Raw genomic sequence first — 13105 nt, 5'->3', positions numbered from 1 at the left:
CACATGCCTGTCGTCCACGGATTCGACCCGCCCGAGCGGTTCGTCACGGGCACCGTCGGTCCGCCCGGTGCCCGCACGTTCTTCCTCCAGGCCCGCAGCGGCGCCCGCGTCGTCAGCGTGGCACTCGAGAAGCAGCAGGTCGCGGCGCTCGCCGAGCGCATCGACGAGCTGCTCGACGACGTCATGTCGAGCGATCTCAGCGACGCCCTGGTGCCCGCGGTGGCGCCGATCGGCACCGAGGACACCGCGCCGCTGGAGCAGCCGATCGACGAGGAGTTCCGCGCGGGCACGATGACGCTGTCGTGGGACCCCGACGACGAGCGCGTCGTGATCGAGGTCTTCCCCTTCACCGAGGCCGCCGTCGTCAGCCCCGAGCAGGTCGACGAGGACTTCGAGGAGCCCGAGCCCGACGAGGTGCTGCTGGTGCGCCTGCCCGCCGGGCAGGCCCGCGCCTTCGTCAAGCGCAGCGAGCAGGTGCTCGAGGCCGGTCGTCCGAGCTGCCCCTTCTGCGGCAACCCGATGGACCCCGAGGGCCACCTGTGCGTGCGGGCCAACGGGTTCAAGCGGCGCGAGCCCTGACCCGGGGCGTCTGACCACCGTGGAGACCTCCGACCCGCTCGACGTGCTCGAGTCGGCCGAGCTCGTGCTCGAGGGCCGGATCATGCCGGCGTCCAACGCGACCTTCCTCGGCACCGTCGGCAGCACCCGCGTGGTCTACAAGCCGATCGCGGGGGAGAAGCCGCTCTGGGACTTCCCCGGGGCCACGCTGGCCCACCGCGAGGTGGCGGCGTACCTGGTCTCCGAGGCCACCGGCTGGGGCGTCGTGCCCCGCACGTGGCTGCGCGGGGGCCCGCACGGCCCGGGCATGGTGCAGCAGTGGCAGGAGCCCGACGCCGAGCAGGAGGCGGTGACGCTGGTGCCCGAGGGCGAGGTGCCGCCGGGCTACCTCCACGTCTTCGACGGCCTCGACGCCCGCGATCGGCCGATCGCGCTGGTCCACGAGGACACCCCGGCCCTGCGACGCATGGCCGTCTTCGACGTCGTGGTCAACAACGCCGACCGCAAGGGCGGCCACGTGCTGGAGATGGCCGACGGCCACCGCTTCGGCGTCGACCACGGCATCGCCTTCCACCACGACCACAAGCTGCGCACCGTGCTCTGGGGCTGGGTCGGCGAGCCGCTCACCGACGAGGAGCGCTCCGCGGTCACGGCGGTGCGCGAGGGGCTGGCCGGTGCGCTGGGAGCGTCGCTGGCGCCCCTGCTCACCGACCTCGAGATCGACTGCATCGCGCGCCGCTGCGACCGGCTGCTGCACCGGGGGTCCCTGCCGGCGCCGCGCGGCGAGCACCCGGCGATCCCCTGGCCGCCGTTCTGAGGCTCGCGCCGTCCCGGGGCGCGCGCCCACCACGCACGACGTCGTGCCGAACGGCACCGTCCACCAGCGCCGTCGACCCGACTGGCTAGAGTGCGCGGCATGCTTGCCTGGCCTGCCCCGGAGATCCCGACCCTCCCCGTGAAGGGCCCTGCGGTCGCCCTCCACGACACCCCGCGCGGCGAGCTGGTCACCACCACGCCGACCGGCGCGGCCCGTCTCTACGTCTGCGGCATCACGCCCTACGACGCCACGCACATGGGTCACGCCGCCACCTACGTCGCCTACGACCTGCTCAACCGGGCCTGGCGCAGCGCCGGCCACGACGTCACCTACGTGCAGAACGTCACCGACGTCGACGACCCGCTCCTGGAGCGCGCCACCAAGGTGCACGTCGAGTGGACCGCGCTGGCCGAGCGCGAGACCGAGCTCTTCCGCCAGGACATGACCGCCCTGCGCGTCCTGCCCCCGGCCGAGTACGTCGGCGCCGTCGAGTCGATCCCCCTCGTGGTGGCCCTCGTCGAGCGGCTCCAGGCCGCCGGTGCGGTCTACCGGGTCGAGGACGACCTCTACTTCTCGGTCACCGCCGACCCGGCCTTCGGCGAGGAGTCGGGCCTGGACCGCGAGGCCATGCTGCGGATCTTCCCCGAGCGCGGCGGCGACCCCGAGCGCCCCGGCAAGCGCGACCCCCTCGACTGCGTCGTGTGGCGCGGGGAGCGGGAGGGCGAGCCGTCGTGGCCCAGCCCCTTCGGCCCCGGCCGCCCGGGCTGGCACGTCGAGTGCACCGCGATCGCCATGGAGCACCTCGGGGGGGCCTTCGACGTGCAGGCCGGCGGCAGCGACCTGGTCTTCCCGCACCACGAGATGTGCGCCGGTCACGCCCAGGTCGCCGAGCCGGGCACGCCCTTCGCCCAGGTCTACTCCCACGCCGGGATGGTGGCCTACGACGGCGAGAAGATGTCGAAGTCGCGCGGCAACCTGGTGTTCGTCTCCGCGCTGCGCAACAGCGACGTCGACCCGATGGCGATCCGCGCGACCCTGCTGCGCCACCACTACCGCAGCGACTGGGAGTGGACCGACGCCGAGCTCTTCGACAACGTCGACCGTCTCGCCGAGTGGCGCAAGGCGATCGCCCTCGGGGCCGGCGCACCGGCCGAGCCGGTCGTCACCGAGGTGCTCGCGGCGCTGGCCGACGACCTCGACGCCCCGCGGGCGCTCGCCGCCGTCGACGCGTGGGTCGACGCCACCCTCGGCACCCACGGCCTGGCCGACACCTCCGACCCCGACGCGGCGCGCAGCGTCCACGTGCTGCTCGACGCCGCGCTCGGCCTGGCCCTCTGAGCCGGCCTCGGCCGGCGGGCGGCGCCGGTCAGTCGCCGTCGGTGCGGCGCTTGAGGTAGCGCTCGAACTCCCGCGCGATCGCCTCGCCCGAGGCCTCGGGCAGGTCGGTGGTGTCGCGGGTCTCCTCCAGGGAGCGCACGTAGTCGGCGACGTCCTCGTCGTCCTCGGCCAGCTCGTCGACCCCGCGCTCCCAGGCGCGGGCGTCCTCGGGCAGCTCGCCGAGGGGGATCGAGACCTCGAGCAGGTCCTCCAGCTGGCCGATGAGCGCCAGCGTCGCCTTGGGGCAGGGCGGCTGCGCGACGTAGTGGGGCACGGCCGCCCAGTAGGAGACCGCCGGCATGTCCACCCGCACGCAGGCGTCCTGGAAGACGCCGACGATGCCGGTGGGGCCCTCGTAGGTGGACTGCTCGAGCTTGAGGCGGTCGACCAGCTCGGGCTCGGTCGCGGTGCCGGTCACGGGGATCGGGCGGGTGTGGGGGGTGTCGGCGAGCAGCGCGCCGAGGGTCACCACCAGGTTGCCGCCCAGCTCGTCGCAGGCCGCCAGCAGCTCGGCGCAGAACTGGCGCCAGCGCATGTTGGGCTCGATGCCGCGGATGAGGATGACGTCGCGGTCGAGGTCGGGCGGGGAGGCCACGGCGATCTGGGTGGTGGGCCAGGTCAGGCGACGGTGGCCGTGCTCGTCGACCCCGACCAGCGGGCGGTTGACCTGGAAGTCGTAGAAGTCCTCGGGGTCGACCGCCCCGACGATGCGGGCGCCCCACACCCGGATCAGGTGGTCCACGACCGAGGAGGCGGCGTCGGCGGCGTCGTTCCATCCCTCGAAGGCAGCGATGACGATGGGGTCCACCAGCTCGGAGCCGTCCTGGATCTCGATCATCGAGCCAGCCTAGGAGACGGGTGAGGATTTCGTCCGGTCCGCGGACCGGTGTCACGATCTGGGAATCCTGTCCGGCCCTCGGACGCTGTTCCTACGCTGGCCAGACCGCCCGCGCACGCCCGGCCACCGTCGTCCGGGTCGAGCGCGGCGCCCCCCGAGAGGAGCTGCGTTGCCCGAGCCCGAGGACACCTCCGTCGACTGGCGTCCCGACGCCACCGAGGCGCTCACCCGCGCCCTGCAGGAGCGGATCCTGGTGCTCGACGGCGCGATGGGCACCGCGATCCAGCGCGACCGGCCCGACGAGGCCGGCTACCGCGGCGAGCGCTTCGCCGACTGGCCCAGCGACCTGGTCGGCAACAACGACCTGCTCACGCTGACGCAGCCCGACATCATCGCGGGCATCCACCGGGAGTACCTCGAGGCCGGCGCCGACCTGCTCGAGACCAACACCTTCAACGCCAACGCCGTCTCGCTCTCGGACTACGGCATGGCCGAGCTGGCCCGCGAGCTCAACCTCGAGGCCGCGCGGCTGGCCCGCCGCGTCGCCGACGAGGTGGCCACCCCGGAGCGGCCGCGCTACGTCGCGGGTGCGCTCGGTCCCACCACCCGCACCGCCTCCATCTCCCCGGACGTCAACGACCCGGGCGCGCGCAACGTCTCCTACGACCAGCTCGTCGAGGCCTACCTCGAGGCCGCCCGCGGCCTCGTCGACGGCGGGGCCGACCTGCTGATGGTCGAGACCATCTTCGACACCCTCAACGCCAAGGCCGCGATCTTCGCCCTCGAGACCCTCTTCGAGCAGACCGGGCGCCGCTGGCCGGTCATCATCTCCGGCACGATCACCGACGCCTCGGGGCGCACGCTGTCGGGCCAGGTCACCGAGGCCTTCTGGGACTCCGTGCGCCACGCCCGACCGATCGCGGTCGGCCTCAACTGCGCCCTCGGGGCCAGCGAGATGCGCCCCTACGTCGCCGAGATCTCGCGCATCGCCGACACCTTCGTGTCCTGCTACCCCAACGCCGGGCTGCCCAACGCCTTCGGCGAGTACGACGAGACCCCGGAGCAGACGGCCGCGGTCGTGGGGGAGTTCGCGGAGGCCGGCTTCGTCAACATCGTCGGCGGCTGCTGCGGCACCACCCCGGCCCACATCGCGGCCATCGCAGGCGCCGTCGAGGGACGCACCCGCCGCGAGGTGCCGTCGGTGGCCCCCGCGCTGCGCCTCTCGGGCCTCGAGCCCTTCACCGTCGACTCCTCCAGCCTCTTCGTCAACATCGGCGAGCGCACCAACATCACCGGCTCGGCCCGCTTCCGCAACCTCATCAAGGCCGGCGACTACGACGCGGCCCTGTCGGTCGCCGCGCAGCAGGTCGAGAACGGCGCGCAGGTCATCGACGTCAACATGGACGAGGGCATGATCGACGGCGTCGCGGCCATGGACCGCTTCACCAAGCTCATCGCCAGCGAGCCCGACATCAGCCGGGTGCCGGTGATGGTGGACTCCTCGAAGTTCGAGGTCATCGAGGCCGGCCTGAAGAACGTCCAGGGCAAGGCCATCGTGAACTCGATCTCGATGAAGGAGGGCGAGGACGCCTTCCGCGCCCAGGCCCGCCTGTGCCGCAAGTACGGCGCCGCCGCGGTGGTCATGGCCTTCGACGAGGACGGCCAGGCCGACAACCTGGAGCGCCGCAAGGCCATCTGCGAGCGCGCCTACCGGATCCTGGTCGACGAGGTCGACTTCCCGCCCGAGGACATCATCTTCGACCCCAACGTCTTCGCGGTGGCCACCGGCATCGAGGAGCACGCGTCCTACGGGCTGGACTTCATCGAGGCCACCCGCTGGATCAAGCAGAACCTCCCCGGGGCGAAGGTCTCGGGCGGCATCTCCAACGTCAGCTTCTCCTTCCGCGGCAACAACCCGGTGCGCGAGGCGATCCACGCCGTCTTCCTCTTCCACGCCATCGAGGCCGGTCTCGACATGGGCATCGTCAACGCCGGCGCCCTGGTGGTCTACGACGAGGTCGAGCCCGAGCTGCGCGAGCGCATCGAGGACGTCGTGCTCGACCGGCGCCCCGACGCCGCCGAGCGCCTGCTGGAGATCGCCGAGGAGCACAACCGCGCCGGCGAGGCCGTCGAGGCCGTCACCGAGGCCTGGCGCGAGCTCCCGGTGGGGGAGCGCATCACGCACGCCCTGGTCAAGGGGCTCGACGCCCACGTGGAGTCCGACACCGAGGAGCTGCGCCGGGAGATCGCGGCGCGCGGCGGTCGACCGATCGAGGTCATCGAGGGCCCGCTGATGTCGGGCATGGACGTCGTCGGCGACCTCTTCGGCGCGGGCAAGATGTTCCTGCCGCAGGTGGTGAAGTCGGCGCGCGTGATGAAGAAGGCCGTGGCCTACCTCATCCCGTTCATCGAGCAGGAGAAGCTCGACAACCCGGCGCTGGCCACCGCCAAGGAGACCAACGGCACGATCGTCATGGCCACGGTCAAGGGCGACGTGCACGACATCGGCAAGAACATCGTCGGTGTGGTGCTGCAGTGCAACAACTACGAGGTCATCGACCTCGGCGTCATGGTGCCGGCGCAGAAGATCCTCGACACCGCCCAGGAGGTCGGCGCCGACATCATCGGTCTGTCGGGCCTCATCACGCCCTCGCTGGACGAGATGGTCAACCTCGCCACCGAGATGCAGCGCCAGGGCCTGACCATCCCGCTGCTCATCGGCGGGGCCACCACCTCGCGCGCCCACACCGCGGTCAAGGTCGACCCCCGCTACGACGGACCGGTCGTGTGGGTCAAGGACGCCTCGCGCTCGGTGCCCACCGCGGCGGCGCTGCTGCACGAGACGCGGCGCGAGGCCCTGCTGGCCGACGTCAAGGCCGACTACGACTCCCTGCGCACCCGTCACGCCGGCAAGAGCGAGCGTCGCCTGCTGCCCTACGACCGGGCCCGCGCCGACGCCACCCCCGTGGACTGGAGCGGCTACGACGCCCCGGCGCCGCGACGCCCCGGCGTCCACGTGCTCGAGGACTACGACATCGCCGAGCTGCGCGAGTACATCGACTGGCAGCCCTTCTTCAACGCCTGGGAGATGAAGGGGCGCTTCCCCGACATCCTCAACAACCCCGCCTCGGGGGAGACCGCGCGCAAGCTCTACGACGACGCACAGGAGATGCTCGACCGCATCGTGGCCGAGAAGTGGCTCACCGCGCGCGGGGTCTACGGGCTGCTGCCGGCCAACGGCGACGGTGACGACACCGTCGTGTGGGCCGACGAGGAGCGCACCGAGGTGCGCACGGTGCTCCACCACCTGCGCCAGCAGGGCGAGCACCGCGAGGGCGTGCCCCACCGCTCGCTGGCCGACTACGTCGCCCCCCGCGAGACGGGCATCGCCGACCACGTCGGCGGCTTCGCGGTCACCGCCGGCATCGGCCTGCCCGAGCGCGTCGAGGCCTACAAGGCCGAGCACGACGACTACAGCGCGATCCTGCTGGAGTCGCTGGCCGACCGCCTCGCCGAGGCCTTCGCCGAGCGTCTGCACCAGCGGGTGCGCACGGAGTTCTGGGGCCACGTGCCCGAGGAGCAGCTGAGCAACGAGGACCTCATCGCCGAGAAGTACTCCGGCATCCGCCCCGCGCCGGGCTACCCGGCCTGCCCCGACCACACCGAGAAGCTGACCCTGTGGGACCTCCTCGACGTCGAGAAGACCACCGGGATCACCCTCACCGAGTCGATGGCGATGTGGCCCGGTGCGTCGGTGTCGGGCTGGTACTTCAGCCACCCGCAGTCGCAGTACTTCGTCGTGGGTCGCCTCGGTCGCGACCAGGTCGAGGACTACGCCGCGCGCAAGGGCTGGTCGCTCGCGGAGGCGGAGCGGTGGCTCTCGCCGAGCCTGGGCTACGACCCCGATGACTGAGGCCGACCTCGTGCGCTCCGCCGGACGGGGCCGCGGCGGAGCCCTGCCCGCGGCGGTCCTGTGGGACATGGACGGCACGCTCGTCGACACCGAGCCCTACTGGATCGCCACGGAGCACGCGCTGGCCGCGGAGCACGGTGCGACGTGGACCCACGAGGACGCGATGCGGCTGGTCGGCAACGACCTGCTCGACTCGGCGGTCTACATCCGCGAGCGCATGGGCCTCGACCTCACCCCCCGCGCCATCGTCGAGCGCCTGCTCGACGGTGTCGTCGAGCAGGTGCGCGTCGACGTGCCGTGGCGGCCGGGCGCCCGCGAGCTCCTCTCCGCGACACGCGCGGCGGGGCTCCCGACGGCGCTGGTGACGATGTCGTGGACCCGCTTCGTCGAGCCGGTCGTCGATGCCCTCCCCGAGGCCAGCTTCGACGTCGTCGTGACCGGCGACCAGGTCGAGCGGGGCAAGCCCCACCCCGACCCCTACCTGCTCGCGGCCGAGCGGCTGGGGCTCGATCCCGCGCACTGCCTGGCCGTCGAGGACTCCGCCACCGGCGCCGCCTCGGCCGCCGCGGCCGGGTGCTCGGTGCTCGTGGTGCCGCACCACGTGGCGGTGCCGCCCGGGCCGCGCCGGGTCTTCCGCGACAGCCTGCACGGGCTCGGCGTCGACGACCTCGCCGCCACCCACGCCGCAGCCGGGGCGGAGCGGCGTGCCCGCTGAGGCCGCCGGCACCGACCGGCGGCCGACCGGGTCGACCCGTCCGGGTCGTACCGGGGTCCTAGTACCAGAGGACAGTGGCGCAGACCCCCTCGCGTCGGTCAGATTTACCTCACCTCGGGGACGCCACTCGACTCCGCGGAAGCGGAGGAGAGCAGCGGTGCCGGCCCGGATCAGTCTCGTCGTCACGTCCTTATGCATGGTGGGCGCAGCGGCCCTCGCCACCGCACCTGGTGCGGCGGCGGGTGACGGCGAGACTGATCGGGGAGGCTGCCGCGGTGACAGCACGTCGAGCTACAAGCTCCGTGTCAGCGCCGACGGCAACGGGCGCCTCACCGTCGTCGGCAGCGTCTTCTCCGAGGACGACGACGTCTGGGAGTGGCGCATGCGTCACAACGACGACTTCTCGGCCAAGGGCGAGGTGCGCGCCAAGGACGCCGACCGGTCCTTCCGCATCTCGCGGTCGATGATCGACCTCGGGGGTGCCGACGACATCGAGTTCCGGGCTGAGAACACGGCGAACGGCGTGATCTGCAAGGGTGAGGTCATCTTCTGACCGAGCCCGCTGTCACGATCTGAGGACCATGAGGCTGCTGCGCCACCCCGTCGTCGGGTTCCTCCTCGTCAGCGGCGCCCTCCTGGTCGTCATCGCGGTCGTCGCGGGACGCCTCGCGGACCGCGCCGCCGAGGAAGGCGCGTTGGCCGAGCGCCGGGCGACCAACCGCCTCGTCACGGCCGCCCTGGTGGAGCCCTACCTCAAGGAGCGTCTGTTCCCCGGCAGCAGCAAGTCGCTCCCCGGCACCCTCGACCGCTTCGACCGGGAGATGCGGCAGCTGGTGACCAACAGCCCGGCGCGGATCGAGGCGCTGACGGTGCGCGCCGCCGACGGCACGGTCGTCTACGCCCCCGACCTCAGCCTGATCGGACAGGTCTACCCCCTCACCGCCGCCGAGGAGGAGGCACTGCTCGACGGCGGCACGGGATCGGCGCCGGCGGGGGATCGGGCCCCCCTGGTGCCCGCCGGACCCGACGGCTCCCCGGAGGACCTGGTCCAGGTCTTCACCGGGAGCCAGACGCCGCAGGGACGGCAGGTGCTCGTCGAGGCGTTCTACGACGTGCAGGACATCGAGTCGCGGCGCGCCGAGATCTACAACGCCTACCGCTGGATCACCGTGGGCCCCTTCCTCCTGCTCGTGGTGATCGTCACCTGCCTGCTGACCCTCCTCACCCGCCAGCTCCGCACGGCGTCCCGCGACCGGGAGCGGTTGCTGCGCTCGGCGATCAGCGCCTCCGACGCGGAGCGGCGCCGCATCGCACGCGACCTGCACGACGGCGTGGTGCAGGACCTCGCCGGCACGGCCTTCTCCCTGTCGGCGCTGAGCCGTGACCCGGCGACACCCACCCGGGCCCGCGACCTCCTGGAGGACACCGGTGTGGCGCTGCGCGACAGCCTCAAGGCGCTGCGCTCGCTGCTGGCGGAGATCCACCCGCCCGACCTGCACGCGCGCGGGCTGGCCGCCGCGCTGTCCGACCTCGTGGCTCCCGCCGAGGCCGCGGGCATCGAGGCCACCGTGGCCGTGCACGACGACGTGGCCCACGCGCCCGACGCGGAGGTGGCGCTGGTCTGGCGTGTGGCGCAGGAGGCCGTGCGCAACGCCATCCGGCACTCCGCCGCCGGGAGGCTCTCGGTGGAGGTCGGCGCCGCGCCCTCCGGGCTCGTGCTCGAGGTGGCCGACGACGGCGTCGGGTTCGACCCCGAGGCGGTCCGCGGACGCAGCAGCTACGGCCTGCGCGGCCTGCAGAGCCTCGTCGAGGACACCGGCGGCTCCCTGGTGGTCGACAGCGCGCCCGGCGAGGGCACCCGCGTCCTGCTGAGGGTCGAGCGGTGAGCGACCACGTGCCCGCGGTGCCCGTCGTGCGGGTCGTGCTCGTCGACGACCACGCCGTGGTGCGGCACGGTCTCGCGCAGCTGCTCTCGGCGAGCGCCGGGGTCGAGGTGGTCGGGTCGGCCGCCGACGGCGCCGAGGCCGTCGACCTCGCACGACGGCTGCGACCCGACGTCGTGGTGATGGACCTGCAGATGCCGGGGGTCGACGGCGTGCAGGCGACCCGCGCGGTCGTCGCCGAGGGGCTGGCCGAGGTGCTGGTGCTGACGTCGTTCTCCGACTCCGAGCGCATCGTCGCGGCCCTCGACGCGGGTGCGGTCGGCTACCTGCTCAAGGACGCCGACCCCGACGTGCTCGTGGCCGGGGTCCACGCGGTCAGCCGCGGGGAGTCCCCCCTCGACCCCCGCGCCGCGCGCCAGCTCCTCGGCTCCCGGCAGCCGTCCGGGGGGCGCCCGCCCGGGACGGGTGGTCCCGGCGTGCCACCGCCCGGGGGCCGCGCGAGCACCCCGGCGGGGCTGACCCGCCGCGAGCTGGAGGTGCTGGGACTCGTCCGCGCCGGTCTGGCCAACAAGCAGATCGCCCGCCGCCTGGGCATCACCGACCGCACCGTCAAGGCCCACCTGACCCGGGTCTACGCCGCGATCGGCGTCGTCGACCGCACGCAGGCCGCGCTGTGGGCCGAGCGTCAGGGCGTGGAGGTGCCGGGGGCGTCCTCGGACCCCTGAGCCGACACGGCGTCGGAGGGCTCCACGACCGGCAGCGGCGGGGGAGTGCCCCCGAAGGCCGGGCAGAGGGCCTGGTGGGCGCACCACGAGCACAGCCGTCCGGGGCTGGGCAGCCACTCCCCGCTCTCGCGGGCGCTGCGGATCGCGGCCCAGATGGCCTCCACCTTGCGCTCGGTGGCGACCAGGTCGGCCTCGTCGGGCTCGTAGCGGACGATCTCGCCGTTGCCCAGGTAGACCAGCTGCAGGACCTTCGGCACGACCCCGCGCGTGCGCCACAGCACCAGGGCGTAGAACCGCATCTGGAACAGCGCACGGGCCTCGAAGCCCTCGCCCGGGGAGCGTCCGGTCTTGTAGTCGACCACGCGCAGCGCGCCGTCGGGCGCCACGTCGAGCCGGTCCACGAAGCCCCGCAGCAGCAGCCGCGACTCCAGGACGGTCTCGACGTAGACCTCGCGCTCCGCCGGCTCGAGCCGCGTGGGGTCCTCGAGGGTGAACCACCGGTCCAGCACCACGCGGCACGACGCCAGCCAGGCCGCGGCCTGCGGCCCCTCGCGGTCCTCGAAGAGCTCGGCGAGGCCCGGCTCGGCCTCGACCAGCGCCTCCCACGTCGGGTCGACCATCGTGCGCGCGCGCTCGGGGGTGCGCTCGGCGGCCGGCAGGTCGAAGAGGTCCTCCAGCACCTTGTGCACCAGCGTGCCGCGCACGGCGTCGACGCTGGGCGGCTCGGGCAGGCGGTCGATGGTGCGGAAGCGGTAGAGCAGGGGGCAGGTGGTGAAGTCGCCGGCCCGGCTGGGCGAGAGCGCGCCCACGACCTCGACGCCGTCGACCGGTGTCGAGAGCGGCTCGGCGGGGGAGGCTGCGACGGTCGGGACGGTGGGGCTGGCCATGCCGGGCAGCCTAGGGCCGACCGCCGACGTCCCCGCGCCCGTGAGCGGGCCACCGCGGGTCCGATAGCCTCGCAGCGTGTCCCCGACCGGCCCGCAGGGCGACCCGCCGACCCCCGAGCGAGGCCGCGCGCGCCCCGCGGGCACGTTCAAGGTCGGCACCATCGCCGGCAGCGACGTCCTCGTCTCCTCCTCGTGGTTCCTGGTCGCGGCGCTGATCTCGGTCATCCTCGCCCCGCAGGTGGAGGCGGCCCGGGGAGGGCTGGGAGCGCTGAAGTACGTCGTGGGCGTCGTCCTCGCCGTGGTGCTCTACGGCTCGGTGCTGCTGCACGAGGCCTCCCACGCCGTCGTCGCCCGCCGCTACGGCTTCCGGGTCACCGCGATCACGCTGCACTTCCTCGGCGGCGCCACCACGATCGACGCCGAGTCGCGCACCCCGCGCCAGGAGTTCTGGATCGCCGTCGTCGGCCCCCTCACCTCCCTGGCCGTCGGCGCGGTGGCGGGTGGGCTGTGGTGGATCACCCCCGACGGCCTGCTCCGCCTGGGGATCGGCATCCTGGCCGCCTCCAACCTGCTGGTCGGCGTGCTCAACCTCGTGCCCGGCCTCCCGCTCGACGGGGGGCGGGTGCTCAAGGCGGCGGTGTGGGGCGCCACCGGCGACCAGCACCGCGGCAGCATCGTCGCGGGCTGGGGCGGCCGGGTGACCGCGGTGGCCGTGCTGTTCTGGCCGGCCGCGCAGCAGGCGCTCACCGGTGTGGCCCCCGACCTGCTCGACTACGTGCTGGCCTTCGTGGTCGCCACCTTCCTGTGGGCCGGGTCGAGCGCGGCCATGACGCACGCCCGGCTGCGCCGACGCCTGCCGGCGCTCGTCGCCCGCGACCTGGCCCGGCGCACCCTGGCGGTGCCGAGCGACCTGCCGCTGGCCGAGGCGGTCCGCCGCGCCCAGGAGGCCGCGGCCGGGAGCATCGTCACCGTCGCCCCCGACGGTCGCCCGGTGGGCGTCGTCAACGAGGCCGCCCTCCTCGCCACGCCGGAGGAGCGTCGCCCCTGGGTGGCCACCTCCACCGTCAGCCGGGCCCTCGCGCCCGGGCTGACCCTCCCGGTCGGTCTGAGCGGGGAGGGGCTGCTGCGCGCGATGGGCAGCGAGCCGGCCAGCGAGTACGTCCTGGTCTCCGACGACGGCTCGGTCTTCGGGGTGCTCTCCTCCGCCGACCTCGAGGCGGCCTTCCGCGCCACTGCGGGCTGAGCGCGCCCGATGGCCTAGGGTTCCGGCCGTGCCCGACCAGCCTGAGCAGCCCGTGCCGACCGAGCCCGCCGAGCCGGCCGAAGCCGGCGAGCCCGCCGAGCCGCAGCCCGACGCCGCGGGCGAGCCGGCCCGCGATCCCGACGTACCGC

11 protein-coding genes are annotated in these 13105 nt (G+C 73.5%); 9 read left to right on the top strand and 2 right to left on the bottom strand.

Going from position 1 to position 13105, the window contains the following annotated elements; genetic code table 11:
* Positions 1 to 3: 3 nt before the first annotated feature.
* The 3 genes from M3673_RS08580 (at position 4) to mshC (ending at position 2713) form a co-directional block, all read left to right on the top strand.
* The gene (locus M3673_RS08580; RefSeq protein ID WP_193660865.1) at positions 4 to 579 is read left to right on the top strand and encodes a DUF3090 domain-containing protein; all 576 of its coding nucleotides are present in this window, start codon (positions 4 to 6) and stop codon (positions 577 to 579) included.
* Positions 580 to 598: 19 nt separating this feature from the next.
* Positions 599 to 1375: an SCO1664 family protein gene (locus M3673_RS08575; RefSeq protein WP_308196116.1), complete on the top strand. Its 777-nt coding sequence runs from the start codon at positions 599 to 601 to the stop codon at positions 1373 to 1375.
* A 99-nt stretch (positions 1376 to 1474) separates the two neighbouring features.
* Complete coding sequence (mshC, locus tag M3673_RS08570) at positions 1475 to 2713, top strand: cysteine--1-D-myo-inosityl 2-amino-2-deoxy-alpha-D-glucopyranoside ligase (RefSeq protein ID WP_251532992.1); 1239 nt, start codon at positions 1475 to 1477, stop codon at positions 2711 to 2713.
* Between the two features lie 28 nt (positions 2714 to 2741).
* Here the strand turns inward: mshC and M3673_RS08565 are convergent, their stop codons facing one another.
* Positions 2742 to 3590, bottom strand: coding sequence for a PAC2 family protein (locus tag M3673_RS08565; protein ID WP_056864408.1), 849 nt, complete (start codon positions 3588 to 3590; stop codon positions 2742 to 2744).
* Positions 3591 to 3759: 169 nt separating this feature from the next.
* Between M3673_RS08565 and metH the strand changes: the two genes are divergently transcribed.
* From metH to M3673_RS19635, 5 genes are all read left to right on the top strand, one after another.
* Positions 3760 to 7503: a methionine synthase gene (gene metH, locus M3673_RS08560; RefSeq protein ID WP_193660862.1), complete on the top strand. Its 3744-nt coding sequence runs from the start codon at positions 3760 to 3762 to the stop codon at positions 7501 to 7503.
* Positions 7496 to 8218: an HAD family phosphatase gene (locus M3673_RS08555; protein WP_227488379.1), complete on the top strand. Its 723-nt coding sequence runs from the start codon at positions 7496 to 7498 to the stop codon at positions 8216 to 8218. Before metH ends, M3673_RS08555 begins: the two co-directional genes overlap by 8 nt.
* A gap of 157 nt (positions 8219 to 8375) precedes the next feature.
* Positions 8376 to 8771: a hypothetical protein gene (locus M3673_RS08550; protein WP_156697888.1), complete on the top strand. Its 396-nt coding sequence runs from the start codon at positions 8376 to 8378 to the stop codon at positions 8769 to 8771.
* Between the two features lie 28 nt (positions 8772 to 8799).
* Entirely contained in the window at positions 8800 to 10104 is a 1305-nt protein-coding gene (locus M3673_RS08545; protein WP_251532990.1) for a sensor histidine kinase, read from the top strand.
* Positions 10101 to 10826, top strand: coding sequence for a response regulator transcription factor (locus M3673_RS19635; protein WP_251532988.1), 726 nt, complete (start codon positions 10101 to 10103; stop codon positions 10824 to 10826). Before M3673_RS08545 ends, M3673_RS19635 begins: the two co-directional genes overlap by 4 nt.
* Here M3673_RS19635 and M3673_RS08535 read toward each other — a convergent pair.
* Complete coding sequence (locus tag M3673_RS08535) at positions 10787 to 11713, bottom strand: PD-(D/E)XK nuclease family protein (RefSeq protein WP_251532986.1); 927 nt, start codon at positions 11711 to 11713, stop codon at positions 10787 to 10789. The two genes, M3673_RS19635 and M3673_RS08535, sit on opposite strands and share 40 nt — an antisense overlap.
* A 76-nt stretch (positions 11714 to 11789) precedes the next feature.
* Between M3673_RS08535 and M3673_RS08530 the strand changes: the two genes are divergently transcribed.
* Entirely contained in the window at positions 11790 to 12956 is a 1167-nt protein-coding gene (locus M3673_RS08530) for a site-2 protease family protein (protein ID WP_193660859.1), read from the top strand.
* Positions 12957 to 13105: the final 149 nt, after the last annotated feature.

Source organism: Nocardioides sp. P86 (assembly GCF_023712465.1).
In the GTDB taxonomy this organism is placed as follows: Bacteria; Actinomycetota; Actinomycetes; order Propionibacteriales; family Nocardioidaceae; genus Nocardioides; species Nocardioides kribbensis.
The sequence above is the reverse complement of the archived record's forward strand: the minus strand, read 5'-3'. Positions and strand labels throughout refer to the sequence as shown.

Bases quoted from the DNA above. Each gene is read 5' to 3' on its own strand.
- M3673_RS08580 (WP_193660865.1), top strand. From the start codon at position 4: ATGCCTGTCGTCCACGGATTCGACCCGCCCGAGCGGTTCGTCACGGGC.
- mshC (WP_251532992.1), top strand. From the start codon at position 1,475: ATGCTTGCCTGGCCTGCCCCGGAGATCCCGACCCTCCCCGTGAAGGGC.
- M3673_RS08565 (WP_056864408.1), bottom strand. From the start codon at position 3,590: ATGATCGAGATCCAGGACGGCTCCGAGCTGGTGGACCCCATCGTCATC.
- M3673_RS08555 (WP_227488379.1), top strand. From the start codon at position 7,496: ATGACTGAGGCCGACCTCGTGCGCTCCGCCGGACGGGGCCGCGGCGGA.
- M3673_RS08545 (WP_251532990.1), top strand. From the start codon at position 8,800: ATGAGGCTGCTGCGCCACCCCGTCGTCGGGTTCCTCCTCGTCAGCGGC.
- M3673_RS08535 (WP_251532986.1), bottom strand. From the start codon at position 11,713: ATGGCCAGCCCCACCGTCCCGACCGTCGCAGCCTCCCCCGCCGAGCCG.